Source organism: Paranoxybacillus vitaminiphilus, from assembly GCF_003259935.1.
In the GTDB taxonomy this organism is placed as follows: domain Bacteria; phylum Bacillota; class Bacilli; order Bacillales; family Anoxybacillaceae; genus Paranoxybacillus; species Paranoxybacillus vitaminiphilus.
Map to the genome: position 1 here is coordinate 149,483 of NZ_QLMH01000005.1, position 26,148 is coordinate 175,630.

Genomic DNA, 26,148 nt, shown 5'->3' on the forward strand with positions numbered 1-26,148 from the left:
ATGGTGAGTTTCGGTGAGCACGATGCGTATTGGCGGTTTGGCGAGCGGAATGGATATTGATCAGCTTGTAAAAGATTTAATGAAAGCAGAGCGGATGCCGTTGGATAAACTGTACCAAAGAAAGCAAATCCTTGAATGGCAGCGCGATGATTATCGGGAGATGAACTCTCTTCTTCTTGCTTTAAGAAACGAAGTATTTAATATGAAACTATCATCAAAATACCGTGCCAGAACAGCAACTTCCTCTAATGAAGCAAAAGTAACAGCCACAGCGACAAGTGCGGCAAGTACAGCTTCCTATACAATTACAGAAGTAAAACAGCTGGCAGCAGCAGCTACTAAAGTAAGTACCGCGACGGTTTCTAGTGGAACGAAAATAGATCCTTCCAAAGGACTGTACGAAATTAAGGATAATTTTGCAGATAGTACTTTTAACTGGAAAAAAGGAAGTGTAGAAAGCCAAACGATTTCAGTGGCAGCGGATGGAACAAATTTTTCTTTAGGTCTGAAAGCCGGAGTAAATGTCCAATTCAGTGATGCCAATTTAGATAACATTGACGATGATATTGTTGTCAAAGTAGACGGGAAAGCTTATACCGTTGTAACAGATCCAAATGTAGCACTAAGTACCGGACAAGTGAGAATCGACACCTCTGGAAATTTAACGTTTAAAGATACGATTAAGGCTGGCAGTACCATAAGTATTGATTATTACACTGATGTTCGTAAAGATAATGATAAAACTCTTTCTGCAGCCACAAAAGAAATTCAGTTACAAAAAGGATCCATTGTTGGCGATGATGGAACTATTCAATTAGATATCGGAGGAACAATTTATTCTAACGTAGGTACTGAAATTCGTGATGGTTCAGGTAATAAAGTGGGAACAATCGATTTAGCTACCGGAAAAATTACAATGGATAATGAAATTGCTGCTGGAACAGTGATTAAAGCCACTTATAAACAAAACTATTTTACGTTTGGCATTACAACTTATGACAGCAGTGGACAAGCAGTAACTGAAAAATTCGGTGTACAAGGAAACGAATCATTAAATACAGTCATTAATCGGGTGAACAGTTCAAAAGCAGGCGTAACGATGTTTTATGATTCGTTCTCCGATAAGGTTACGTTAACGCGAAATGAAACAGGCAACTTCCATGGAAAAGGACCTGGAGATGATGGCTTTACAACACCAACCGGTCCAAATGCTGCCGATGATGAAATTACAACATTAGGCGGCTTTTTGAACAATGTTTTGAATTTTGGTAATGCAGCTGAAAAAGGTGGACAAAATGCGAAGTTTACGATTAATGGACTAGCTACTGAGCGCACTTCTAACACTTTTACTATGTCTGGGGTAACGTTTACGTTAAAGGATACGTTTGATGTAACCGATCCTAGCGTTTCTATATCAATTAAAAATGATACGGAATCTGTGTTTCAAAATATTAAAAATTTCATTGATAAATACAATGAAACGATTGAAAAAATTCAAAAGAAAATTTCTGAGGAACGCTACCGTGATTATCTGCCGCTGACTGATGAGCAAAAAGAAGCAATGTCGGAGAAACAAATTGAACTTTGGGAAGAAAAGGCTAAAAGCGGCTTATTAAGGAGAGACCCGATTCTTTCAAGCGGATTATCGCAAATGCGGCTGAACTTTTATGATCCTGTCACTAACAGCTCGATTAATCCGAAATATAAACAGCTCGCCAGCATTGGCATTACAACATCATCAAACTATTTAGACGGCGGCAAACTTATTATTGATGAAGCAAAGTTAAAAGCGGCCATTGAAGAGGATCCTCAAGCGGTTGAACAATTATTTATAAGTTCCGGTACGACGGATTCGGAAAAAGGGATTATGCATCGATTATATGATACGATTAATAGTGTCATGGAAAACATTTATGAACGTGCCGGCAAAGAAACATGGACGAATGCACAATTTACGATTGGGAAAAATTTGCTTGATATTGAGAAGCGTATTGATGCTTTCGAAGACCGTCTCGTTGAAATCGAAGACCGCTACTGGCGTCAATTTACAGCGATGGAGCAGGCAATTAACCAATATAACTCTCAAGCCATGTACCTCATGAACGCGTTTGGCGGAGGTATGCAATAATTCCTAAAGGAGTGTTTTAACGAATGGCAACCAACAATCCGTATCAGTCTTATCAGGCAAATTCAGTACAAACAGCGTCGCCCGGCGAGTTAACGCTCATGTTATACAACGGCTGCTTAAAGTTTATTAATCTCGCCCGTAAGGCGATTGAAGAAAAAAATGTTGAAGAGAGAAACACGAATCTGTTAAAAGCGCAAAAAATTATTCAGGAACTAATGGTGACTCTTAAAATGGAATATGAAGTGGCAAAACATATGATGGTGATGTACGATTACATTTACCGTCGTCTTGTCGAGGCAAATATTAAGGCGGATGCAGCGATTTTAGATGAAGTCGAAGAATATGTAACAGAATTCCGCGATACGTGGAAGCAGGTGATTCAGCTGAATCGCCAGCAGCAATATGCGCAAGGTGGGCAAGTATAGTGAGTGTTGTCGCTGAGTTGTTTCATGTAACAAAAGAGCTGTACGAACTTTTACATCAACCTGCCGGTAAAGAACAGCGCGATGAAACAATTGAAGCCTTGCAGCGGCTGCTTGATGAACGCGATTTGCTCATTCAAAAGCTGCAGCCGCCGTATAGCGAAGAAGAGCAGGAGCTGGGAATGCAAATCGTTTCCCTAAATGAAGAGATTTATGAAAAGATCCAGGAGCTCAAACGGCAAATTCAATTCGATTTAAAGAGCATTAAGCAGAAAAAAATCGCCAATCGAAATTATATGAATCCGTATCAGCCGCTTTCGCTTGACGGCATGTTTTACGATAAAAAAAGATAGGTTGTGATATAAATGGTTGAATTAACAAATGCACAATTTGAGATGGTGCAAAAGTACGCAGCGTTGCTTGATACGATTGAGGAAGGATTTGAGTATATCGAGGAAAGCTTTACAAACTATGAACGGACGCAAGGAGATGTGGTGCTTGCTGATATTTTCACTGCTTTTGGACGCATTAGCCAAACGAACGTTCATTTAAGCAAGATACTTGCCGAAGATGAAGAAATCGTTCGTCATCTCCAGCTTTTTTCGGGGGTTTTAGAAGAAGCGTATAAGCTTGACGGAAAATTAGATGATCAAAACTTCAAACAGCAAGTCGTGCAAAATCATCTTTCCCCGGCCTTCCAAGCATGGAAGCTGTCGATTCAGCAATCGTTAAAGAAATATATTGAACAATAATCAAAAGCCAGGTTCCGCTTCTTGGAATCTGGTTTTCTATTGTTTTCTAAAACGCCTTCACAATTGTTAAATTAATGTCTTTCTTAAAGTCGATTTCATATGAGCTCTCCATAACGTTTTTTATAACGCGGATAATGGGTGGTAATGGTAAGTTTTAGAAATTCGCTTGCGGCTATCCGTATTTAAGACAGTTGGAAGTTCACCTGCCCATCAGCCAAATACCATTGAAAAAATATACGGAACCATAATATAAGCTAATTAAGAGACATGTCCATATATAAAATACAGATTATACATAGGGAAAATGATTTTATTTCACAAAATGTTCATAGATTTTTTGCCATTTTTAAGAAGGATTTTGTAGGGATTTGTAGAATTATGAAAACATAGCCTTAATTAAAGGAGGAGTTCACGATGAGATACAACATTCGCGGTGAAAACATTGAAGTAACTCCAGCATTACGGGAATATGTGGAGAAAAAGATTGGCAAGTTGGAAAGACATTTTGAGAATACTGATGGTGTACAAGTTCATGTGAGCATGAAAGTATATAATGATAAACAAGCGAAAATCGAAGTAACGATTCCAATGCCGCAGTTAGTGTTGCGCGCAGAGGAACGTCATGATGATATGTATGCAGCGATTGACTTAGTGAGCGATAAGTTGGAGCGGCAAATTCGCAAGCATAAAACAAAAGTAAACCGCAAATGGCGCGATAAAGAAGCAAAGCATTTATTTGCGCCGGTTGGAGCTTCCGCCGCTGTGGAAGAGCAGGAAGAAGAGGAATTTGAAGTTGTGCGCACAAAGCATTTCAGCTTGAAGCCGATGGACAGCGAAGAAGCGATTTTGCAAATGAACATGCTTGGTCATAACTTTTTCATATTCACGAATGCTGAAACAAACCGGACAAACATTGTCTATAAACGGAAAGATGGAAAATACGGCTTAATCGAAGCGAACTAATTTGCCGGCAAGGAGGCTGTCTTATAAGGGGCTGACCTCACGTGTGTTTCACAATATATAGCTTATTTATCCAACATGATGTCCTATATATTGTGTTGTGAGGTCTGATCCTTGGCTTTGAGACAGCCTCTTATGATATAATTTTTTATGGGTGAGAAAAATGGAAGAACTGTTAAAACAAATATTGTTCAAACTGGACCATGTCGACAAAAGATTGGAGCGCATTGAGGGGCGGCTGGACCGTTTAGAACAGCGTATGGACGGTCTGGAACAACGTATGGATGGTTTAGAGCAACGTATGGACGGTCTGGAACAGCGTATGGATGGTCTGGAACAGCGTATGGATGGTCTGGAACAACGTATGGATGGTCTGGAACAGCGTATGGACGGTCTGGAACAGCGTATGGCAAGTTTAGAAATGAGACAAGACCGTTTAGAAAGCGAACTTCAAGAAGTAAAAGAAGCCGTTTTTCGTTTGGAAGACAGCCAGCCTAAAGATATTTATGCGCTTTTAGAAAACATCGACAAAAGACTTGAAGAAAGAGATTTTGAAATGCATGCGCTCAATAAGCGCGTATTTAAAATTGAGGCCGAACTTGAACGTGTAAACAGCAGAATATAAACAATCGATCACTCCAGCGAAAAGCTGGCTTTTTTATTTTTATCAAGCATCACCCGTCTAAGTTGTCACACTTGCCGGTAAGTGTTATCATAAATAATGCATGAGAATGTGGCTTATGATTGTTATCTCGTTAAGACTCTCAATGAGATAACGGACGCTAGGAACTTAATAAGTTCAACTAACATCATTGGGGATGAAGCTCCCCAAGGTGAAGTTTTCGTTTATATACCGATTAAATAAGGGGCGTTTCTATATGCTTGGAGTGTTAAAAAAGATGTTTGATCCAAACAAACGCCAAGTGAACCGCTTGGAAAAAATCGCAGACCAAGTTGATGCGCTTGGTCCGGAAATGGCGAAGCTTTCGGATAGCGAGCTGCGCCAAAAAACAGCTGAGTTTAAAGCTCGTTACGAAAATGGTGAGTCTCTTGATGACTTATTAGTTGAAGCGTTTGCCGTTGTGCGTGAAGGAGCCAAGCGCGTTCTTGGGCTGTATCCGTATAAAGTGCAAATTATGGGCGGTATTGTCCTGCATGAAGGCAATATTGCCGAAATGAAAACAGGTGAAGGAAAAACATTAACGGCAACGATGCCGGTTTATTTAAATGCGTTAACCGGAAAAGGCGTTCATGTCGTTACGGTCAACGAATACCTTGCCCGCCGCGACGCTACTGAAATGGGCAAGCTTTATGAATTTTTAGGCTTAACGGTCGGATTGAATTTGTCCGGCATGTCCCGTGAGGAAAAGCAAGCGGCGTACAATGCCGACATTACGTATGGAACGAACAACGAATTCGGCTTTGATTATTTGCGCGACAACATGGTGCTTTATAAGGAGCATATGGTGCAGCGTCCGCTTCACTTTGCGGTGATTGACGAGGTTGACTCGATTTTAATTGACGAAGCGCGCACGCCGCTTATTATTTCCGGTACGGCACAGAAATCAACGAAGCTGTATATTCAAGCGAATGCGTTTGTTCGTACGTTGAAAAAAGATGTTGACTATACGTATGACGAAAAAACAAAAAGCGTGCAATTAACGGAAGAAGGAATTACAAAGGCAGAGCGCGCCTTTGGCATCGATAACTTATTTGACCTTAAGCACGTAACGCTCAATCACCATATTAACCTAGCGTTAAAAGCGCATGTGACGATGCAGCGCGATGTCGATTATGTGGTGGAGGACGGAAAAGTCGTCATCGTCGACCCGTTTACAGGCCGGTTGATGAAAGGACGCCGCTACAGCGACGGTTTGCATCAGGCGATTGAAGCAAAAGAAGGTTTGGAAATTCAAAACGAGTCAATGACGCTGGCGACGATTACGTTCCAAAACTATTTCCGCATGTATGAAAAGTTGGCGGGAATGACCGGTACGGCAAAAACCGAAGAAGAAGAGTTCCGCAACATTTATAACATGCAAGTGGTTGTCATTCCGACAAACAAGCCGGTGATTCGCGAAGACCGTCCGGACTTGATTTTTAAAACAATGGAAGGCAAATTCCGTGCGGTTGTTGAAGATATTGCCGAGCGTCATGCGAAGGGTCAGCCGGTGCTTGTCGGTACGGTGGCGATTGAAACCTCGGAATTAATTTCGCAGATGCTGAAGAAAAGAGGAATTCCTCATAACGTATTAAATGCGAAAAACCATGCGAAAGAGGCGGAAATTATCGCGCAAGCCGGGCAAAAAGGCGCCGTGACGATTGCGACGAACATGGCGGGCCGCGGTACGGACATTAAGCTCGGTGAAGGAGTGCGCGAGCTCGGCGGGTTGGCGGTCATCGGTACAGAGCGCCATGAAAGCCGCCGCATTGACAATCAGCTGCGCGGTCGTTCCGGCCGTCAAGGAGACCCGGGCGTATCGCAGTTTTATTTGTCATTAGAAGATGAGTTGATGCGCCGCTTTGGTTCTGAAAATATGATGGCGATGATGGACCGTCTTGGTATGGATGATTCCCAGCCGATTCAAAGTAAAATGGTCTCCAAAGCGGTTGAGTCAGCGCAAAAACGGGTAGAAGGCAACAACTTTGATGCACGCAAGCAGCTTTTACAATATGATGATGTGCTGCGCGAACAGCGTGAAATCATTTACCGTCAACGCTTTCAAGTGCTTGATTCGGAGAACATTCGCGACATCGTTGAAAAAATGATTCAATCGGTCATTGAACGTGTTGTGAATGCCCATACGCCAAAAGAAGAAATGCCGGAAGACTGGGATTTAAAAGGGATTATCGACTATGTGAATGCGAACCTGCTGCATGAAGGCGACGTGACTGTCAATGATCTGCGCGGCAAAGAGCCGGAAGAAATGATTGAGCTTATTTTTGAAAAGGTAAAGATGCGCTATGATGAAAAAGAGCGGGAAATTGCGCCTGAGCAAATGCGCGAATTTGAACGTGTCATCGTTCTTCGCGCCGTTGATATGAAATGGATGGACCATATTGATGCGATGGAGCAGTTGCGCCAAGGTATTCATTTGCGTGCCTATGGACAAATCGATCCGCTTCGCGAGTATCAAATGGAAGGATATGCGATGTTTGAAAACATGGTCGCTTCCATTGAGGAAGAAGTGGCGAAATATATTATGAAAGCGCAAATTCAAAACAACTTGCAGCGCCAGGAAGTAGCGAAGGGCGAGGCGGTGCATCCGAAAGAAGAAGGAGAAGTAAAACGCAAGCCGGTAAGAAAGGCGGTTGAAATTGGCCGCAACGATCCGTGCATTTGCGGAAGCGGCAAAAAATATAAACATTGTTGCGGACAAAATGCGTAAACAAGAAACAAAGTGAGGGCGGGGACCCCGCCTCTCACTTTGTTTTTGCTGATGTGCCCATTGATTATCATGTGTCTTATCAAGTAAAATGTGTACCGAGGTGAAAATGTTATGATCGATTTAGTGCAAATTAAGCAAGACCTTGAAAAAATGGCTAAGCGATTAGCGGATATTAGGGGGTCTCTTTGACCTCGAAGCGAAAGAAGCCCGCATTCGTGAATTAGATGAACAAATGGCAGCGCCGGACTTTTGGGATGACCAAAAGGCAGCACAAGCAGTCATCAGCGAAGCGAATGCGCTCAAAGATTTAGTTGAACAATTTAAATCATTAGAAGAACGTTATGAAAACTTAGAAGTGACTTATGATCTTGTGAAAGAAGAGCCGGATGAAGAGCTGCAGCAGGAGTTAGTGGCGGAAGTGAAGCAGCTCACGAAAGAGTTTAGTGAATTTGAGCTGCAGCTCCTTCTTAATGAGCCGTATGATAAAAATAATGCGATTTTAGAGCTTCATCCTGGTGCGGGAGGTACGGAGTCGCAAGACTGGGCTTCGATGCTTCTTCGCATGTATACAAGATGGGCTGAGAAAAAAGGCTTTAAAGTCGAAACGCTCGACTATTTGCCGGGTGAAGAAGCAGGTATTAAAAGTGTGACGCTTTTAATTAAAGGGCATAATGCATACGGATACTTAAAGGCGGAAAAAGGTGTGCATCGCTTAGTGCGCATTTCGCCGTTCGATGCTTCCGGACGCCGTCATACGTCGTTCGTATCTTGCGAAGTGATGCCGGAGTTTAACGAAGATATTGAAGTTGAAATAAGACCGGATGAGATTAAAGTCGATACGTACCGCTCAAGCGGTGCCGGCGGTCAGCACGTCAACACGACCGACTCAGCAGTGCGCGTTACCCATATTCCAACCGGCATTGTCGTAACATGTCAGTCGGAACGTTCACAAATTAAAAACCGCGAAAGAGCAATGAACATGTTAAAAGCGAAGCTATATCAAAAGAAATTGGAAGAGCAGCAGGCAGAGCTTGCGGAAATTCGCGGCGAGCAAAAGGAAATCGGCTGGGGGAACCAAATCCGCTCGTACGTTTTTCATCCGTATTCGCTCGTCAAAGACCACCGTACGAATACGGAAGTTGGCAACGTGCAAGCGGTCATGGACGGAGAGATTGACATTTTTATCGATGCGTACTTACGTTCAAAACTAAAATAAGCTTTTGCTAGAGACTGACTCACAAAGGTCTGTCTCCCTTGAACATCTGCGCGAGGGAGAAGATTCTTTTGTTGAGTTCGTCTCTTTTTTTATGAAAATAAATAATCACCGCTGTTTTTATAGTGCAAACTAAATATAGTTCTTTAATGTTTTAACCTATTAATGCGTTATTTGGCTGTCATTTACTTGTCAAATCGTGCGTGCTATACTCACATGGGGTGGTTAGATGATGAAAAAGAGAAGGCGGACGTTAAATCCGAAATTGGCAGCGCTGATTGAGTATTTATATATATTAATCGGTTCAGCAGTCGTTGCAATTGCATTTAATGTGTTTTTATTGCCGAACCGTGTCGCATCAGGCGGTGTAAGCGGAATTAGTACGATTTTGCATGCAACGTTAGGATGGCAGCCGGCCTATGTGCAATGGGCGTTGAATATTCCACTGTTTATTGCCGGGGTTGTTTTGCTTGGAAAACAATTTGGGATTAAAACGTTAGTTGGTACGCTGTTTTTGCCGTTTGTTGTTTACTTAACAAGAAACTTTGAGCCTGTCACACCTGACCCGCTTCTCGGTGCATTGTTTGGCGGAATTGGTGTCGGCGTAGGGCTTGGCATTGTATTTCGCGGCAAAGCTTCGACGGGAGGTACGGATTTAGCAGCACAAATTATTCATAAGTACACGGGATTAACGCTCGGTACGTGTGTCATATTAATTGATGGTCTTATTGTTTTAACAGCGGCGCTCGTATTTGATGTAGAACAAGCGCTATATGCGCTGATCGCTTTATTTGTCACAAGCAAAACCATTGACTTTGTACAAGTCGGTTTCGGTTACTCGAAAATGGCGATGATCATTACGAGCAAAGAAGAAGAGGTACGGCAGGCGATTTTACATAAAATCGACCGCGGAGTGACAAAGCTGTCAGCGTACGGAGGATATACGGAACATGAGCGGCCGGTGCTCATGTGCGTTGTCGAGCAGACGGAGTTCACAAAATTGAAACAATTGGTAAAAAGCATTGATCCTGCGGCGTTTGTCATTGTTATGGATGCAACGGAAGTGCTGGGCGAAGGATTTAAACGTGCTTAGATGAAAAAAAGTAGGATATAATAAGGTTGTGCAATCTTTTACAGGGAGGGAATAGGATTCATGAAAAAGAAACTATTCGGCTTATTATTAGGAACATCTCTTGTATTAGCAGCGTGCGGCGGGGGAGAAGAAGCTGCTGACAACAATAATAATGGCGACGGCGGTGCAACAGCGGCAGCGGCTGAAGATATTTACAAGCAAAGCTGTGCAAGCTGTCACGGGCAAAATTTAGAGGGACAAGTCGGTCCAAGCTTAGAGAAAGTTGGCAGCAAATATTCAAAGGATGAAATTAAACAAATTATCGAAAAAGGTCGCGGCAGCATGCCTGGCGGATTAATCCAGGGAGAAGATGTGGATAAAGTAGCTGAATGGTTGGCAGCAAAGAAATAATGTTCAAAAAATGAAGCAGCTTGATGAGGGGCCGGCTCGGGCGATAGCCATATCGCTGAAAAGAGTTCAGGTCCTTTACTTTTTAGTGCTCATATGCGCTTCTCTTTTTCCAAGTTCCCCGATAGAATAAATCCTTCGTTTATACTCTGCTCCAACAATCGTAAATACAGGCAATTGTGTAATGTAACAGTTTTGAAATATAAATGTAAAGTAAATTGTCAGAAATAGTGCTATAATATTTCTTGTGGAATTTTGTATAATTGTTTCGAAAAATAGCAATGAATTCGTCGAATTTCGCATTGAACGATGAAGTTGACAATAGATTAGGTGATAACATGATTGAAATGCAGGATGTATATAAAACATATCCAAACGGCGTGATGGCTCTAAGCGGCATTAACGTCCGTATTAAGCAGGGAGAGTTTGTCTATGTCGTTGGTCCAAGCGGTGCCGGGAAATCGACGTTTATTAAAATGATGTACCGCGAGGAAAAGCCGACGAGCGGTTCGATTATGATTAACGGCGTTAACCTCGCGAAGCTGAAAGACAGTAAAGTTCCGTTATTGCGGAGGCATATCGGTGTGGTTTTCCAAGATTTCAAATTACTTCCAAAGCTAACGGTTTATGAAAATGTCGCGTTTGCTTTGGAAGTAATTGAAGAATCGCCGAAAAACATTAAAAAGAGAGTCATGGAAGTGTTGGATCTTGTCGGGTTGAAGCATAAGGCGCGTTTTTATCCGGACGAATTGTCGGGAGGAGAGCAGCAGCGCGTATCGATTGCGCGTTCCATTGTGAATTCGCCTAAAATCGTCATTGCCGACGAACCGACAGGAAACTTAGACCCTGATACATCGTGGGGAATTATGGATCTTTTTGAAGAGATTAATAACCGCGGGACGACGATTGTAATGGCAACGCATAACCGCGAGATTGTGAACACGATTAAGAAGCGCGTCATCGCGATTGAAAACGGCAAGATTGTGCGTGATGAAGCAAGGGGGGAATACGGCTATGACAGTTAACACCCTCAAGCGGCATTTGCGCGAAAGCATCAAAAGTCTTGGAAGGAACGGCTGGATGACGTTTGCTTCGATAAGCGCCGTGACAGTGACGTTATTGCTTGTCGGTGTTTTTCTCGTTGTCATGTTAAACATGAACAATTTTGCGAAGAAAATCGAAAACGATGTAGAAATTCGCGTTCATATTGATGTGACGGCAACACAACAGGACAAAGAAGCGCTTAAGGCGCAAATCGATGCGATTCCTGAAGTGAAGGAAATTAAATATTCATCAAAAGAAGAAGAATTGCAAAATTTGATCAAAAGTTTTGGCGAAGAAGGTTCTTCCTTTAAATTATTCGAACAAGACAACCCATTAAGCGACGTGTATATCGTTAAGACGGCTAAACCAACCGATACGATGAAAGTGGCAAAAAAAATTGAAACATTTAAATTTGCCCATAAGGTGAAGTACGGACAGGGGCAGGTAGAGAAGCTGTTTAAAACGTTAAAAGTGGCGAGAAATATTGGATTAGGATTGATTATCGGCTTGTTATTTACAGCCATGTTTTTAATCTCGAACACAATCAAAATTACGATTTTTGCGAGAAGAAAAGAAATCGAAATTATGAGATTAGTAGGAGCGACAAACGGCTTTATTCGCTGGCCGTTTTTCCTTGAAGGTTTATGGCTCGGCTTGTTAGGTGCCGTTATACCGATTACGTTAATATTATTCTCCTATTACAACATTTATGACTTTTTAAAGCCGAAGTTAACGAATCCGTTTATTCAATTGCTGCCGTTTAGCCCATTTGCATGGCAAATTGCCGCTATTTTAGTTGCATTGGGCGCATGCATCGGTGTTTGGGGAAGTATGGTGTCTGTCCGAAGGTTTTTAAAAGTTTAAGAGAGAAAAAGAGAAAGGGGAAACAAGACCGTGAAGCGAAAAATAATGACATTAGCGGTCGCTGCTGTTGTTAGTGCAACAAGCTTTATACCCAGTCTAGCAAATGCAGTGAGCAATCGGGAAATTCAACAGAAGAAAAGCGAAATTAACCGCATTGAGTCGAAGCAATCATCCGTACAAAAGCAGATTCATGAGGCGAACGAGGAAATTGAGCGTCTGCAGACAGAGCAGGACAAGCTGACGAAGGAAATCAAAAAGCTAGATATGGCCGTATCGGAAACGAGCGGAAAAATTCACGAGAAGTCGCAGCAAATTGAAAAGACAAAGCAAAACATTGAAGTGTTAAAACGGCAAATTGCCGAAGTTCAGGCGCGGATTGAAAAAAGAAATGAACTGCTTAAGCAGCGTGTCCGTTCATTGCAGGAAAGCGGCGGAGTCATCAGCTATCTTGATGTGTTGTTAGGGGCGCAAAGCTTCAGTGATTTCATTGACCGTATCAGCGCGGTCACAACGATTTTTGAAGCGGACAAGCAAATCATTAAGGAACAGGAAGCAGATAAGGCGCTGAAGGAAGAGAAAGAAAAGGAGTTAACAACGAATCTGGCTAATCTTCAGAACGATTTAAAAGAATTGGAGCAGTTAAAGCAAACGTTAAATGTGCAAATTTCGCAAAAAGAACGGTTGATGAAAAGCCTCAAACAGCAAGAGGAAGAGCTTCATGAAGAAAAGCTTGCGCTTACGGAAGAGCAGGAATTGTTAGAAAAGCAAGAAGCAGCGATGCGTTCACAGCTTCAGCAGCTCATTGAGCGGCAAAAGGCGGAACGTGCAAAAAGAAGTTCACCACGCAGTCAATCCTTTGCAGGTGGAGGCGGTGACCTTCCGCCAGTAACAAGCGGTGCATTTATGCGTCCGGCCAACGGTCCGGTTACATCGGAATTTGGTCCGCGCTGGGGTAAATTTCATTACGGAATCGACATTGGCAAACGCGGTTCGAGCGTGCCGGTCGTAGCGGCTGCTGACGGCTATGTATTCCGCTCTTACTATTCAGATACGTACGGAAACGTCATATTCATCACTCATGTCATTGATGGACAAGTATTTACAACGGTTTATGCCCACTTAGAATCGCGCTTAGTAGGCGAAGGACAAACGGTAAGCAAAGGACAAATGATTGGTTATATGGGCAACACGGGCCGTTCATTTGGCGCTCATCTTCACTTCGAACTTCACCGCGGTCCGTGGAACGGAGCGAAATCGAATGCCGTGAATCCAAGAAACTATATTAATTTCTAAACTTGATTAGTGACAAAAAAGGTTTAAAAATAGAATAAAAATCAATTAAAATGTATAAAAATACACAACTTGTCTAGACTGATATTGAGGCAAGTTGTGTATTTTTTTAGATAGCGTCAAAAATTTTATGAAATCTCATTCCCAGTCATCAACTGAAGGAACATAAACGAAAGCTTAAAATCTCATTCGCCCTTGACCAATACTGGCCAAAGGATAAAAAGGAGGAAGAAAGGGGAAGGGGGGAAAAAGGCATATGCAGCAGGCCTTTTCGTTCTGAGATGACGGCAAGCACTCGCCCTTTCAACGTCGCACGTGGATGCAAAAAGTTGAAATAAGCAATGAACAACGTCACCATTTGTTCTTGATTTTAAATGTTTCCGATCAAGCTTTCGACTGTAAAAAGCGCCTGTTGTACGCTAAGAATATCGTATCCCCCTTGGGTTATCGTCATGATAGGCAAGAAAAATATTCAGCCTGTTTTACCGCGGGGATGAATGGTTACAATAAAATTGAATCGAATCTCTTGACAAATAAAAGATACTATATAATAATAAATATCGAATTATAATTATTATAATTTAATTAATAGTTTTGCTATAAGCTATTCATAATTCCAAAACTCTATTTAGGAGGATGATTCATTATGTCTCTAATTGGAAAAGAAGTACAACCATTCAAAGCACAAGCGTACCACAACGGTAAGTTTATCGATGTTACGGAACAAGATTTTAAAGGTAAATGGAGTGTAGTTTGCTTTTATCCGGCAGATTTTACATTCGTATGCCCTACTGAGCTTGAAGATCTACAAAATAATTACGCTGCTCTAAAAGAACTTGGTGTTGAAGTGTATTCTGTTTCAACAGATACACATTTCACGCATAAAGCATGGCACGATACGTCCCCAGCAATCAGTAAAATCGAATACATTATGATCGGCGACCCTTCACAAAAGCTATCTCGCATGTTCGATGTACTAGATGAAGAAACAGGTCTTGCTCAACGCGGTACTTTCATCATCGATCCAGACGGTGTCATCCAAGCTGTTGAAATTAATGCTGACGGTATCGGCCGTGATGCAAGCATTCTTATTAACAAAATTAAGGCTGCACAATATGTTCGCAACCATCCAGGTGAAGTTTGCCCTGCGAAATGGCAAGAAGGTGCTGAAACACTTAAACCAAGCCTCGATCTTGTAGGCAAAATTTAAGGGGATGCAGCCATGATACTGGATGCAGAAATAAAAGCGCAATTAGCCCAATATCTGCAATTGATGGAGGGTGACATTCTTCTAAAAGTCAGCGCGGGATCCGATAACGTTTCCCGCGACATGCTGGCTCTAGTGGATGAATTGACTGCAATGTCGTCCAAAATTAAGGTAGAGAAAACTCAGTTGGAGAGAACGCCAAGCTTTAGCGTTAATCGCATCGGCGAAGACACTGGTGTAACGTTCGCCGGTGTCCCTCTGGGGCACGAGTTTACTTCATTAGTGCTAGCTCTGCTTCAGGTAAGCGGAAGACCTCCAAAAGTTGATCAGAAGATAATTGATCAAATTAAAAGTATCAAAGGCGAATACCATTTCGAATCTTACGTTAGCTTGACATGCCATAATTGTCCTGACGTTGTACAAGCCTTGAACTTAATGAGTATACTAAACCCTGGCATTTCGCATACGATGATTGATGGTGCAGCCTTCAAGGATGAAGTAGAAAGCAAGGGCATCATGGCGGTACCAACCGTATTCCTAAATGGGGAATTATTTGGCAGCGGCCGGATGTCACTTGAGGAAATTCTTGCTAAGATGGGAAATGCTCCGGATGCATCGGATTTTGCTGAAAAAGAACCGTTTGATGTACTTGTTGTCGGCGGCGGGCCAGCTGGTGCAAGCGCAGCGATTTATGCAGCACGTAAAGGCATTCGCACGGGCATTGTTGCTGAACGTTTTGGTGGTCAGATCATGGATACATTGGGCATTGAAAACTTTATTAGTGTGAAATATACGGAAGGCCCTAAGCTTGCAGCAAGTCTTGAGGAGCATGTCAAACAGTATGATATTGATGTTATGAACTTGCAGCGTGCGAAGCGTTTAGAAAAGAAAGACCTTATTGAAATTGAACTTGAAAACGGTGCAGTTTTAAAGAGCAAAACGGTTATTATTGCAACAGGTGCTCGCTGGCGCAATCTTGGTGTACCAGGCGAGGCAGAGTTCAAGAACAAAGGTGTAGCATACTGCCCTCATTGTGACGGTCCATTGTTTGAAGGAAAACATGTCGCAGTGATCGGCGGTGGCAATTCCGGCATTGAGGCAGCTATTGATCTAGCGGGTATTGCAAAACATGTAACGGTTCTCGAGTTTATGCCGGAGCTGAAAGCTGATGCGGTTCTGCAGGAGCGTCTTTACAGCCTTCCTAATGTAACGGTTCTAAAGAACGTCCAAACTAAGGAAATTACTGGAACTGACAAAGTGAACGGCATTTCTTACATTGATCGTGAGACAGGAGAAGAACATCACATTGAATTGCAGGGTGTATTTGTTCAGATCGGCCTTGTGCCAAATACCGATTGGTTAGATGGAACGATTGAACGCAACCGCTTCGGCGAAATTATCGTAGATAAGCATGGTGCTACGAACATCCCTGGAGTGTTTGCAGCAGGTGATTGTACAGATAGCGCATATAAGCAGATTATTATTTCAATGGGGTCGGGTGCTACAGCAGCCTTAGGTGCATTTGACTATCTAATTCGAAATTCATGAAGGAACATGAATTGTACAACAGTTCATATCATGATGCTCTAACAGCTATATGCTAACTTTCGAAAGTCGCTTTACCAATCGTAAAGCGGCTTTCATTTTTTTCTAGAGTTTGTCTAGTTTTTAGTACGATGTTAATGCGTAAATATGCGATTTTAAACTTTAAGTAAATAATTCGTTTTTAAAACTCTTTTGTTACCACAAGAAGAGGCTGTCCCAAAAGTCCAGGATCAGACCCTTATGAGACAGCCTCATAACGGACGCTAGAAGTGCGATCAGTGGGGGATGAAGAAAACCCCGCTGATGAAATTGTACTTTATCATGAAGCCCGTTTTTTGCAGTTGAGAAAATCGATATGAGCGTGTAAACTGATATTACAAAGATTATTTATACATATTGTGTACAAGCATTCCATATGATGATAATGAAAGGCATCGCACGGTGTTTTGTGTGGTGCCTTTCCTGTATGGCAAAGGGCGAGGAGGATGCAATAGTGAGTAAAAAGACAACAGCAATATTAATGATTTTATCCATGATCGTCGGAGCAGGCGGTACATATGCCGGCATGCAGCTGGCCGAGAGTCAAGGCGGCGGGAATACGCTGCTTGTTCAGCCGAAAGAAGCAATGGAAAAAGCGGCAAGCGGCAGCGAGAATGATGATTTAGAAAAAGTTGAACAAGTATATGAGCTTATTAAAAGCCGCTATGTCGAAAAAGTAGAAGATAAAAAGCTGATTGAGGGCGCGATTCAAGGAATGATTGAGACGCTTGATGATCCTTACTCCGTGTATATGGATGAAGAAACGGCGCATCAATTTAATGAGTCATTAGATTCTTCGTTTGAAGGAATTGGTGCCGAAGTGAGCATGGTCGATGGCAAAGTGACGATTGTTGCCCCGTTTAAAAACTCTCCGGCGGAAAAGGCGGGATTAAAGCCAAACGATCAAATTATTAAAGTCAATGGTGAAAGTATTGAAGGATTAGATTTGTATGAGGCGGTATTAAAAATCCGCGGCAAAAAAGGAACGACGGTTGTCTTAGATGTGATTCGGCCCGGGGTCAAAGAAGTTATGAAAGTGAAGGTAGTCCGTGACGAAATCCCGATTGAAACGGTGTACGATGATATCAAAACATATGAAGGAAAGAAAATCGGCTATTTAGAAGTGACGTCATTTTCCGAAAATACAGCGAAAGATTTTAAAGAAAAACTAGAAAAATTGGAAAATCAACGAATTGATGGGTTAATTATTGATGTGCGCGGCAATCCGGGCGGATACTTGCAGAGCGTGGAGGACATTTTAAAAGAGTTTATTCCGAGAGATAAGCCTTATGTGCAAATTCAAGAACGCGACGGCGACAAGCAGCGCTTCTTTTCCAACTTAACGAAGAAAAAGGATTACCCAATTGCTGTACTGATTGATAATGGAAGTGCATCTGCATCAGAAATTTTAGCAAGTGCGATGAAAGAAGCGGGCGGATATAAGCTTGTCGGGGAAACAACATTCGGCAAAGGAACCGTGCAGCAGGCGGTGCCGATGGACGATGGCAGCAACATTAAGCTGACGCTTTATAAATGGCTCACTCCTGATGGGCACTGGATTCATAAAAAAGGGGTTGAGCCGGATATAGCTGTCAAACAGCCGGAGTACTTTTATGCGAATCCGCTCAATGTTGAAAAAGACCTTGTGTACGATATGAACAATGAGAAAATTAAAAGTGCCCAGCAAATGTTGAAAGGTCTCGGCTTTGACCCGGGACGTGAGGACGGCTATTTCAGCAAAGAAACAGAGGCGGCGGTTAAAGCGTTCCAAAAGGCTAATAAGCTTCCGGTTACCGGAAAAATCGACAAACAGACAGCAGGACTGCTGGAAGCGAAAATTATTGAAGCCATACGTGACGAACAAAATGATAAACAGCTAAAAACAGCAATGAAGCTGTTAGTGGAACAAAATTAGACGATGTATCCCATGCAGCTTGCTGAGCGATGAAAAGCAAAGGGGCAGGCTCCTTGTATATGCTGATGATAAGGAGCTGCCCTTTTTTGTCAAACATAGGGAATTAGAATAGGCCAATAATTCGGCTAAGCCCGCGCCGTTTTGCTTTTTTCATCTGTTCCTGCTCGATGTCGGCAAAAGTGCGGGTTGCTTTCTCTAATTGTGCGATGCGGTTTTCTAATTGTTGAATATGTTCGACGAGTTCTTCAATTTCTTTACGATGTTGTAAAATTTGAAATGAAACAACATCATCCGCTTTTTGTTCGAGTTTCCGTTCGACCGAGTGGAGACGTGCACTCATTTGTTCAAGATGCGGTTTTACGTGTATTTCAAACATTTCTTCTTTTGTTGTTTCCTCATCGTCTTCCTCTAAAGCGGTGTTTTGCTCGAATTTAATTTGTTCGAGGAGCGTGATGGTTTCTGTGTCAAATATATAATGGCCTGCTTCATTTCTTGGGCATGGAATGTTATGCTTTTTAATCCAACGTTGAACCGTTTTAGGCGACACACCAAGACGTTTTGCAACACTGCTCGTTTTCAATTCCATCTTCCTTCCCCCTTTATCGTGTTCATTATATAGTTTTACAAATGACAACGATTTCCTTTGTCTTAGACAAAACTAGTGTTCGTTCGGCAGAAAAAGTGAAAGCGATATAAATCAAATTTGATTTTTCGACATATTTAAAAGGCGGCTTTTCATCTCTTAATAAGGTTTCAGTCTATTTTCATGTTGCATTCATAAATTTATATAGAGCTTGTTTTGTAGGAGTTTGCCAAAATATGTTGGAAAAAAATAAATGCTCGCAATAGGATTTGCCGGAGTGATTTGCTAGAATAAAAAATAGATTGAGAGAAACGTTTTAGCGAGACTGGTGGTGAGGGAATTGGTTTCTATATGGACGTTTGAATGGTTAAAAGGGCTCGGACGGGGATTTACTCAACCGCTTTTTTATTACGGGATTTTTCTTGCGCTTTTTGTCGGTTGGCTGCGTGTGAAAAAAGAGCGACGCCATTTTCATGTCCGCGTCTATCATTCGTTTCATGAAAGCAAGTATTTGTTTATAAGCGGGCTGCTGCCAGGGCTTGTTTTGTCATTTTTTATGGTTGGCATCGGCTTTGTGTTTCCGCTTGATACGTTAACATTGCTTTCGGCGGTGACGATATTGCTCGGGCTGACATTGCAGCTTCGTCTGTTGTCGCCTGCTTATACGGCAGGGCTGACGTTTTTTTGCGCGAGTTTTTTAGTAAAATATGAAGGAACGAAGTCATTTTTTGACAGGCATTTTGCCGATCTTGAGAAGACGGATTTATCGGCGCTGGCGATTTTGTTAGGCATGCTTCTTTTTGTGGAAGCATGGCTTATTTTGCGGAACGGTTCGGTAGCGACTTCTCCGCGGTTGATGAGAAGCAAGCGCGGCTTGTTCATCGGTGTTCATTGGGCAGAACGGCTTTGGTTTGTTCCGGTGTTGCTTCCGGTTCCGGGAGAGGCGATTACATCAGCGTTTTCCTGGTGGCCAGTCTTTTCTGCCGGTGAACAGACGTATTCGTTTCTGCTTGTTCCGTTTTTAATTGGCTTTTCTCAGCGCATCCAGGGAATGCATCCAAGCGATTCTGTCCGTCTGACAGGGCAGCGCGTGCGGCTTTTGTCCCTTGCTGTCAGCATTTTAGCTGTAGCGGGCTATTGGTATGCGCCGCTTGCGATTGTTGCTGTGGCCATCGCTTTTATCGGCAGAGAATGGATTGCGTTTTATCAACGGCTTCAAGATGATTCGCAGCCCCCGTTTTTTTCCCAGCAAAAATATGGGCTCGTTATTTTAGGCATTATTCCTCATTCCCCGGCGGAAAAAATGGCGCTTCAAGTCGGTGAAGTCATTGTAAAGACGAATGGAATGGCTGTGAAAACAGAGGCAGAATTTTACGAAGCGTTGCAGCGAAACCGGGCATTTTGCAAGCTGGAAGTGTTAGACCAAAATGGAGAAATTCGCTTTGTGCAAGGGGCTTTGTACGAAGATCAGCACCACGAACTCGGACTGTTGTTTGTGCAAGGTGAGAAAAAGTGGGATTTTGCGGCGGTTTAGGCTGATGAAAAGCGGTTTTAGATGTGATACAATAGCTATGAGGTTTTATGACATTGAGAAAGGATGTACTCATTGTTTACAAGAATAACTGCCACGAAAGCTCGTGACTTTCATCATCGGGATGCAGTGGCTGAAAACGGTTTTGAACCGAGCCGACAGGACGCTAAACACATTCGTGTTTGTCCATGAAAGTCTTGTGGAACAAGAGTGAGTGTCTATACAAAGGTATAGAAGAAGCTCTTTGGTACACAAGAACTTGCCGCCTTTAGTCATGCAGAGGTTCAGAAGCTCTCACATGGATTCATGTAGAGGGTAGTTCACATAAGGAGTTTTGGCTATGTGGTTTATCGCTGCTTTAATTGTTCCGGGATTGTTAGTCATTTTATTTACGCGCGTTACGTATAACCATTATGTTGGAACGCTGTTAACGATCGCGCTATTAGCTGCTTCGTACTTTAAAGGATATACAGATGAGCTGCATGAATTTATTGCCGATATTGTGTCATTGACAGTTGGATTTTTATATTCGAAAAAAATGGTGGAAAAGATTAAGAAATGAATAGAGGCTGACCCAAAAGCAAAGTGTCAGATCTCACAACGCAATATTATATATTGTGAAATACATGTGAGGTCAGATACTTATTGGGTCAGCCTTTTTTTGGAAAGGTTTTGTGAGCGAGGTACCTTGTGAGAAGTTTGTAATTCCTTCTGCACGATCATATTCATCTGTGAAAAGGCTGAGGTAACAGAACCATTCGAACGTGCTCAATAAAGGCAAAAAAGAGATTTTGGAAAAAATCGCGAATACCAGTTCGTATTTTTATGTATTTTTTCGTTAGTATGGTAAAATGGAAGCATGATGATTTCGGATAGGAGTGTGTTTTGCGTGGGGGAACGTTTTGAACTCGTTTCAAACTATAAGCCGCAGGGAGATCAGCCGAAAGCGATTGCCAAGTTAGTTGAAGGCATTCGTAACGGAGTCAAGCATCAGACATTATTAGGAGCAACGGGAACGGGAAAGACATTTACGATTTCGAACGTGATTAAAGAAGTGAACAAGCCAACGCTTATCATCGCTCATAACAAAACGTTGGCCGGTCAGCTTTACAGCGAGTTTAAAGAATTTTTCCCAAATAATGCGGTTGAATATTTCGTGAGCTATTACGATTACTATCAGCCGGAAGCGTATGTGCCGCAAACGGATACATATATTGAAAAAGATGCCAGTATTAATGATGAAATTGATAAATTGCGGCATTCCGCGACATCTGCCTTATTTGAAAGAAGAGATGTCATTATTGTGGCGAGTGTATCGTGCATTTACGGCTTAGGTTCACCAGAAGAGTATCGTGAACTCGTTGTGTCGCTCCGTGTCGGCATGGAGATGGAGCGGGATGAACTATTGCGCCGTCTTGTCGATATACAATATGAGAGAAATGACATTGATTTTCAGCGCGGAACGTTTCGTGTGCGCGGCGATGTGGTTGAGATTTTTCCGGCTTCGCGCGATGAGCATTGCATTCGCGTTGAGTTTTTTGGCGATGAAATTGACCGCATTCGTGAAGTGGATGCGTTAACGGGAGAAATTATCGGCGAACGTGAGCATGTGGCGATTTTCCCGGCCTCTCACTTCGTTACGCGCGATGAAAAAATGCAAATTGCCATTCAAAATATCGAAAAAGAGCTGGAAGAACGGTTAAAAGAATTGCGCGATCAAGGAAAACTGCTAGAAGCGCAACGCCTAGAGCAGCGGACGCGCTACGACCTTGAAATGATGCGGGAAATGGGCTTTTGCTCGGGCATTGAAAACTATTCGCGTCATTTAACGTTGCGTCCGCCCGGTTCAACGCCGTATACGCTTTTAGATTATTTTCCTGATGATTTTTTAATTGTCATTGACGAGTCGCATGTGACGATTCCGCAAATTCGCGGCATGTACAATGGAGACCAAGCGCGCAAGCAAGTGCTTGTTGACCACGGCTTCCGTCTGCCGTCTGCGCTTGATAACCGGCCGTTGAAGTTTGAAGAATTTGAAGAGAAAGTCAATCAAATTATTTACGTTTCTGCGACACCGGGGCCATACGAGTTAGAGCATAGCCCAGAAGTAGTTGAACAAATTATCCGCCCGACAGGATTGCTGGATCCAACAATCGATGTCCGTCCAATTCAGGGGCAAATCGATGATTTAATTGGCGAAATTCATGAGCGAGTAAAGCGGAATGAACGGACATTGGTCACTACTTTAACGAAGAAAATGGCGGAAGATTTAACGGATTATTTAAAAGAAGTGGGCATTAAGGTGGCCTACTTGCATTCGGAAATTAAGACGCTTGAGCGGATTGAAATTATCCGCGATTTGCGCATCGGCAAATATGATGTGTTAGTCGGCATCAACTTGCTCAGGGAAGGATTGGATATTCCGGAAGTATCGCTTGTGGCGATTTTAGACGCCGATAAGGAAGGATTTTTGCGCTCGGAACGTTCGCTCATTCAGACGATTGGCCGCGCGGCACGAAATGCGAACGGCCATGTCATTATGTATGCGGATACGATGACGAAATCGATGGAAATTGCCATCAATGAGACAAAGCGCCGTCGTGCGATTCAAGAGGCGTATAACAAGGAACATGGCATTGTGCCGCAAACGGTGAAAAAAGAAATTCGCGATGTCATTCGCGCGACATATGCGGCTGAAGAGCAAGAAACGTATGAAGCAAAGAAAGATTACAGCAAGCTGACGAAGAAAGAGCGCGAAAAGCTGATTGCCGGCCTCGAGCAGGAAATGAAGGAAGCGGCAAAAGCGCTCGATTTCGAGAGAGCAGCCGAATTGCGCGATTTAATTTTAGAGTTAAAAGCGGAAGGATGATCGTAAACTTATGGCGATGGACAAAATTATTGTTAAAGGAGCAAGAGCTCATAATTTAAAAAATATTGATGTAGAAATTCCCCGCGATAAACTCGTTGTGTTGACAGGTTTATCGGGTTCAGGGAAATCATCGCTTGCGTTTGATACGATTTACGCGGAAGGACAGCGGCGCTATGTTGAATCGCTGTCCGCTTATGCGCGGCAATTTTTAGGGCAGATGGACAAGCCGGATGTTGATGCGATTGAAGGATTGTCTCCGGCGATTTCGATTGACCAAAAGACAACGAGCCGCAATCCTCGTTCAACGGTGGGGACGGTAACGGAAATATACGACTATTTGCGTTTGTTGTTTGCCCGCGTCGGCCGTCCTGTTTGCCCGGAGCACGGCATTGAAATCACGTCGCAAACAATTGAACAGATGGTTGACCGGATTTTGGAATATCCGGAGCGCACGAAAATTCAAATTCTTGCTCCTGTTGTATCAGGGCGAAAAGGAACGCATGTGAAAACATTGGAGGACATTAAAAAGCAAGGTTATGTGCGGGTGCGTGTCGATGGGGAGATGCGTGAACTAACAGAAGAGATTGAACTTGAGAAAAATAAAAAACATTCGATTGAAGTCGTCGTTGACCGGATTGTTGTCAAAGAGGGCATTGAAGGGCGCTTGGCCGATTCGTTAGAGACAGCTTTAAAGCTTGCCGATGGTAAAGTCATTATCGATGTGATTGGACAAGAAGAGCTGTTATTCAGCGAGCATCATGCCTGCCCGTATTGCGGTTTTTCGATTGGCGAATTGGAGCCGCGCCTGTTTTCGTTTAACAGCCCTTATGGAGCGTGCCCGGACTGTGACGGGTTAGGCTCAAAGCTGGAGGTCGATCCGGATTTAGTCATTCCAAATGAAGAGTTGACGCTGCGTGAACATGCGATTGCGCCTTGGGAACCGCAAAGCTCGCAATATTATCCGCAGCTTTTAGAGGCGGTATGCAATCATTACGGCATTGATATGGATACGCCTGTCAAAGATTTGCCAAAGCATCAGCTGGATAAGATTTTATACGGCAGCAACGGGGAAAAAATTTATTTCCGCTATGAAAACGATTATGGGCAAATTCGCGAAAATTACATTGAGTTTGAAGGTGTCATTCCGAATGTGGAGCGACGTTATCGCGAAACGAGCTCCGATTATATTCGCGAGCAAATGGAAAAGTACATGGCACAGCAGCCGTGTCCGACATGTAAAGGAAACCGCTTGAAAAAGGAAAGTTTGGCCGTTTTCGTCGGCGGCAAACATATTGGCGAAGTAACGGCGCTTTCGGTGACAGAAGCGCTCGAGTTCTTCCAAAACTTATCTTTGAGCGAAAAAGAAATGAAAATCGCCAATATGATTTTGCGTGAAATTATTGAGCGCCTCGGTTTTCTAAATAACGTCGGCCTTGATTATTTAACATTGAGTCGCTCAGCGGGAACGCTTTCAGGCGGTGAGGCGCAGCGCATTCGTCTGGCGACGCAAATCGGCTCACGTTTAACGGGAGTGTTGTACATTTTGGATGAGCCTTCCATCGGTCTGCATCAGCGCGATAATGATCGTTTAATTGCTACTTTAAAAAGTATGCGTGACATCGGCAATACGCTTATTGTTGTTGAGCATGATGAAGATACGATGCTCGCGGCGGATTATTTGATTGATATTGGACCGGGGGCCGGCATTCACGGCGGTCAAGTGGTTTCTGCGGGAACGCCGGAAGAAGTGATGAACGACCCGAACTCGTTAACAGGGCAATATTTGTCAGGGAAAAAGTTTATTCCGCTTCCTGCGGAGCGCCGCAAGCCGGATGGACGTTGGCTTGAAATTGTCGGCGCGCGGGAAAATAACTTGAAAAATGTGTCTGTAAAAATTCCGCTCGGCACATTTATTGCGGTTACGGGTGTGTCAGGTTCCGGAAAAAGTACGCTTGTCAATGAGATTTTGCATAAAGCCTTAGCACAAAAATTGCATCACGCGAAAGCAAAGCCGGGTGAGCATAAAGCGATTAAAGGAATCGAGCATTTAGATAAAGTGATTGACATCGACCAATCGCCAATCGGCCGCACGCCGCGTTCGAATCCGGCTACTTATACAGGTGTATTTGATGATATTCGCGAAGTGTTCGCGGCGACGAACGAAGCGAAAGTGCGCGGTTATAAAAAGGGACGTTTTAGCTTTAACGTCAAAGGCGGAAGATGTGAAGCGTGCCGCGGCGATGGGATTATCAAAATTGAAATGCACTTTTTGCCGGACGTTTATGTGCCTTGCGAAGTATGTCACGGCAAACGTTATAACCGCGAAACATTGGAAGTGAAATATAAAGATAAAAATATTGCTGAAGTGCTCGAAATGACGGTTGAAGATGCGTTGAAGTTTTTTGAAAACATCCCGAAAATTAAGCGGAAGCTCCAGACGATTTATGATGTCGGTTTAGGTTATATTAAACTGGGGCAGCCGGCGACGACATTATCTGGCGGTGAGGCGCAGCGCGTGAAGCTGGCTTCTGAGCTGCATCGCCGCTCGACAGGACGCACGCTCTATATTTTGGACGAACCGACAACCGGCTTGCATGTTGATGATATTTCACGGTTGTTGAAGGTGCTGCAGCGGTTAGTTGATAACGGTGATACAGTGCTTGTGATTGAGCATAACCTTGACGTGATTAAAGCAGCGGACTATATTATCGATCTTGGTCCAGAAGGCGGCGATAAAGGCGGACAAATCGTCGCAACGGGAACGCCGGAAGAAGTAGCCGAAGTCGAAGGTTCCTATACGGGCAAATATTTAAAACCAATTTTAGAACGTGACCGCGAACGTATGAAGGAAAGATATGAAGCAACGAGCGTTTAACGCTCGGGCTTCGTATCTTTTTTTATTTTCCTAGAAACTTTT

21 protein-coding genes are annotated in these 26,148 nt (G+C 43.1%); 20 read left to right on the forward strand and 1 reads right to left on the reverse strand.

What is annotated here, in order from left to right; translation table 11 throughout:
• The first annotated feature begins 22 nt into the window (after window positions 1-22).
• The 16 genes from fliD (at window position 23) to B0I26_RS08395 (ending at window position 18,248) form a co-directional block, all read left to right on the forward strand.
• Complete coding sequence (fliD, locus tag B0I26_RS08320) at window positions 23-2,128, forward strand: flagellar filament capping protein FliD (RefSeq protein ID WP_181502813.1); 2,106 nt, start codon at window positions 23-25, stop codon at window positions 2,126-2,128.
• A 23-nt stretch (window positions 2,129-2,151) separates the two neighbouring features.
• Window positions 2,152-2,553: a flagellar export chaperone FliS gene (fliS, locus tag B0I26_RS08325; protein WP_111644981.1), complete on the forward strand. Its 402-nt coding sequence runs from the start codon at window positions 2,152-2,154 to the stop codon at window positions 2,551-2,553.
• Window positions 2,553-2,903, forward strand: coding sequence for a flagellar protein FliT (locus B0I26_RS08330; RefSeq protein ID WP_111644982.1), 351 nt, complete (start codon window positions 2,553-2,555; stop codon window positions 2,901-2,903). The genes fliS and B0I26_RS08330 overlap by 1 nt, the downstream gene beginning before the upstream one ends.
• A gap of 12 nt (window positions 2,904-2,915) precedes the next feature.
• Complete coding sequence (locus B0I26_RS08335) at window positions 2,916-3,302, forward strand: hypothetical protein (RefSeq protein ID WP_111644983.1); 387 nt, start codon at window positions 2,916-2,918, stop codon at window positions 3,300-3,302.
• 414 nt (window positions 3,303-3,716) lie between these two features.
• On the forward strand, window positions 3,717-4,265 hold the full coding sequence (gene hpf / locus B0I26_RS08340; RefSeq protein WP_111644984.1) for a ribosome hibernation-promoting factor, HPF/YfiA family: 549 nt from the start codon (window positions 3,717-3,719) through the stop codon (window positions 4,263-4,265).
• Window positions 4,266-4,425: 160 nt separating this feature from the next.
• Entirely contained in the window at window positions 4,426-4,887 is a 462-nt protein-coding gene (locus B0I26_RS08345) for a hypothetical protein (protein WP_111644985.1), read from the forward strand.
• 253 nt (window positions 4,888-5,140) lie between these two features.
• Window positions 5,141-7,651 (forward strand): preprotein translocase subunit SecA, encoded by a 2,511-nt coding sequence (gene secA / locus B0I26_RS08350; RefSeq protein ID WP_111644986.1) that lies wholly within the window; start codon window positions 5,141-5,143, stop codon window positions 7,649-7,651.
• 111 nt (window positions 7,652-7,762) lie between these two features.
• Window positions 7,763-8,867 (forward strand): peptide chain release factor 2 gene (prfB, locus tag B0I26_RS08355; protein WP_409991416.1). Its coding sequence is split into 2 segments (ribosomal slippage): window positions 7,763-7,837 and window positions 7,839-8,867, totalling 1,104 coding nucleotides; the frame shifts between segments, so codons are not numbered across the junction.
• A 229-nt stretch (window positions 8,868-9,096) separates the two neighbouring features.
• On the forward strand, window positions 9,097-9,957 hold the full coding sequence (locus B0I26_RS08360; RefSeq protein WP_111644987.1) for a YitT family protein: 861 nt from the start codon (window positions 9,097-9,099) through the stop codon (window positions 9,955-9,957).
• A 60-nt stretch (window positions 9,958-10,017) separates the two neighbouring features.
• The gene (cccB, locus tag B0I26_RS08365) at window positions 10,018-10,347 is read left to right on the forward strand and encodes a cytochrome c551 (protein ID WP_111644988.1); all 330 of its coding nucleotides are present in this window, start codon (window positions 10,018-10,020) and stop codon (window positions 10,345-10,347) included.
• Between the two features lie 335 nt (window positions 10,348-10,682).
• Complete coding sequence (gene ftsE / locus B0I26_RS08370; RefSeq protein ID WP_111644989.1) at window positions 10,683-11,369, forward strand: cell division ATP-binding protein FtsE; 687 nt, start codon at window positions 10,683-10,685, stop codon at window positions 11,367-11,369.
• Window positions 11,359-12,252 carry a permease-like cell division protein FtsX gene (gene ftsX, locus B0I26_RS08375; protein ID WP_111644990.1) on the forward strand — a complete coding sequence of 298 codons (894 nt, stop codon included), beginning with the start codon at window positions 11,359-11,361 and terminating at the stop codon, window positions 12,250-12,252. The genes ftsE and ftsX overlap by 11 nt, the downstream gene beginning before the upstream one ends.
• A 45-nt stretch (window positions 12,253-12,297) precedes the next feature.
• Window positions 12,298-13,545 (forward strand): murein hydrolase activator EnvC family protein, encoded by a 1,248-nt coding sequence (locus B0I26_RS08380; protein ID WP_111645043.1) that lies wholly within the window; start codon window positions 12,298-12,300, stop codon window positions 13,543-13,545.
• Window positions 13,546-14,188: 643 nt separating this feature from the next.
• Window positions 14,189-14,752, forward strand: coding sequence for an alkyl hydroperoxide reductase subunit C (gene ahpC, locus B0I26_RS08385; RefSeq protein ID WP_111644991.1), 564 nt, complete (start codon window positions 14,189-14,191; stop codon window positions 14,750-14,752).
• 12 nt (window positions 14,753-14,764) lie between these two features.
• Window positions 14,765-16,297 (forward strand): alkyl hydroperoxide reductase subunit F, encoded by a 1,533-nt coding sequence (ahpF, locus tag B0I26_RS08390; RefSeq protein WP_111644992.1) that lies wholly within the window; start codon window positions 14,765-14,767, stop codon window positions 16,295-16,297.
• A 490-nt stretch (window positions 16,298-16,787) separates the two neighbouring features.
• Window positions 16,788-18,248, forward strand: a complete 1,461-nt coding sequence (locus B0I26_RS08395) for a S41 family peptidase (RefSeq protein WP_111644993.1) — start codon at window positions 16,788-16,790, stop codon at window positions 18,246-18,248.
• A gap of 103 nt (window positions 18,249-18,351) precedes the next feature.
• Here B0I26_RS08395 and B0I26_RS08400 read toward each other — a convergent pair whose 3' ends face one another.
• Window positions 18,352-18,834, reverse strand: a complete 483-nt coding sequence (locus tag B0I26_RS08400) for a MerR family transcriptional regulator (RefSeq protein ID WP_111644994.1) — start codon at window positions 18,832-18,834, stop codon at window positions 18,352-18,354.
• 337 nt (window positions 18,835-19,171) lie between these two features.
• Between B0I26_RS08400 and B0I26_RS08405 the strand changes: the two genes are divergently transcribed.
• From B0I26_RS08405 to uvrA, 4 genes are all read left to right on the forward strand, one after another.
• Window positions 19,172-20,365, forward strand: coding sequence for a PDZ domain-containing protein (locus B0I26_RS08405; protein ID WP_111644995.1), 1,194 nt, complete (start codon window positions 19,172-19,174; stop codon window positions 20,363-20,365).
• 337 nt (window positions 20,366-20,702) lie between these two features.
• A complete protein-coding gene (locus tag B0I26_RS08410) occupies window positions 20,703-20,924 on the forward strand; it encodes a CsbA family protein (protein WP_111644996.1) in 222 nt (73 codons plus the stop codon).
• A 300-nt stretch (window positions 20,925-21,224) separates the two neighbouring features.
• Window positions 21,225-23,231 (forward strand): excinuclease ABC subunit UvrB, encoded by a 2,007-nt coding sequence (gene uvrB / locus B0I26_RS08415; protein ID WP_409991417.1) that lies wholly within the window; start codon window positions 21,225-21,227, stop codon window positions 23,229-23,231.
• 10 nt (window positions 23,232-23,241) lie between these two features.
• Window positions 23,242-26,106 (forward strand): excinuclease ABC subunit UvrA, encoded by a 2,865-nt coding sequence (uvrA, locus tag B0I26_RS08420; RefSeq protein WP_111644998.1) that lies wholly within the window; start codon window positions 23,242-23,244, stop codon window positions 26,104-26,106.
• Window positions 26,107-26,148 lie beyond the last annotated feature (42 nt).

Excerpts from the sequence above, each read along its gene's own strand:
- fliD (WP_181502813.1), top strand. The coding sequence starts at position 23 with ATGCGTATTGGCGGTTTGGCGAGCGGAATGGATATTGATCAGCTTGTA.
- fliS (WP_111644981.1), top strand. The coding sequence starts at position 2,152 with ATGGCAACCAACAATCCGTATCAGTCTTATCAGGCAAATTCAGTACAA.
- B0I26_RS08335 (WP_111644983.1), top strand. The coding sequence starts at position 2,916 with ATGGTTGAATTAACAAATGCACAATTTGAGATGGTGCAAAAGTACGCA.
- hpf (WP_111644984.1), top strand. The coding sequence starts at position 3,717 with ATGAGATACAACATTCGCGGTGAAAACATTGAAGTAACTCCAGCATTA.
- B0I26_RS08345 (WP_111644985.1), top strand. The coding sequence starts at position 4,426 with ATGGAAGAACTGTTAAAACAAATATTGTTCAAACTGGACCATGTCGAC.
- secA (WP_111644986.1), top strand. The coding sequence starts at position 5,141 with ATGCTTGGAGTGTTAAAAAAGATGTTTGATCCAAACAAACGCCAAGTG.
- B0I26_RS08360 (WP_111644987.1), top strand. The coding sequence starts at position 9,097 with ATGAAAAAGAGAAGGCGGACGTTAAATCCGAAATTGGCAGCGCTGATT.
- cccB (WP_111644988.1), top strand. The coding sequence starts at position 10,018 with ATGAAAAAGAAACTATTCGGCTTATTATTAGGAACATCTCTTGTATTA.
- ftsE (WP_111644989.1), top strand. The coding sequence starts at position 10,683 with ATGATTGAAATGCAGGATGTATATAAAACATATCCAAACGGCGTGATG.
- ftsX (WP_111644990.1), top strand. The coding sequence starts at position 11,359 with ATGACAGTTAACACCCTCAAGCGGCATTTGCGCGAAAGCATCAAAAGT.
- B0I26_RS08380 (WP_111645043.1), top strand. The coding sequence starts at position 12,298 with ATGACATTAGCGGTCGCTGCTGTTGTTAGTGCAACAAGCTTTATACCC.
- ahpC (WP_111644991.1), top strand. The coding sequence starts at position 14,189 with ATGTCTCTAATTGGAAAAGAAGTACAACCATTCAAAGCACAAGCGTAC.
- ahpF (WP_111644992.1), top strand. The coding sequence starts at position 14,765 with ATGATACTGGATGCAGAAATAAAAGCGCAATTAGCCCAATATCTGCAA.
- B0I26_RS08400 (WP_111644994.1), bottom strand. The coding sequence starts at position 18,834 with ATGGAATTGAAAACGAGCAGTGTTGCAAAACGTCTTGGTGTGTCGCCT.
- B0I26_RS08410 (WP_111644996.1), top strand. The coding sequence starts at position 20,703 with ATGTGGTTTATCGCTGCTTTAATTGTTCCGGGATTGTTAGTCATTTTA.
- uvrB (WP_409991417.1), top strand. The coding sequence starts at position 21,225 with ATGATTTCGGATAGGAGTGTGTTTTGCGTGGGGGAACGTTTTGAACTC.
- uvrA (WP_111644998.1), top strand. The coding sequence starts at position 23,242 with ATGGCGATGGACAAAATTATTGTTAAAGGAGCAAGAGCTCATAATTTA.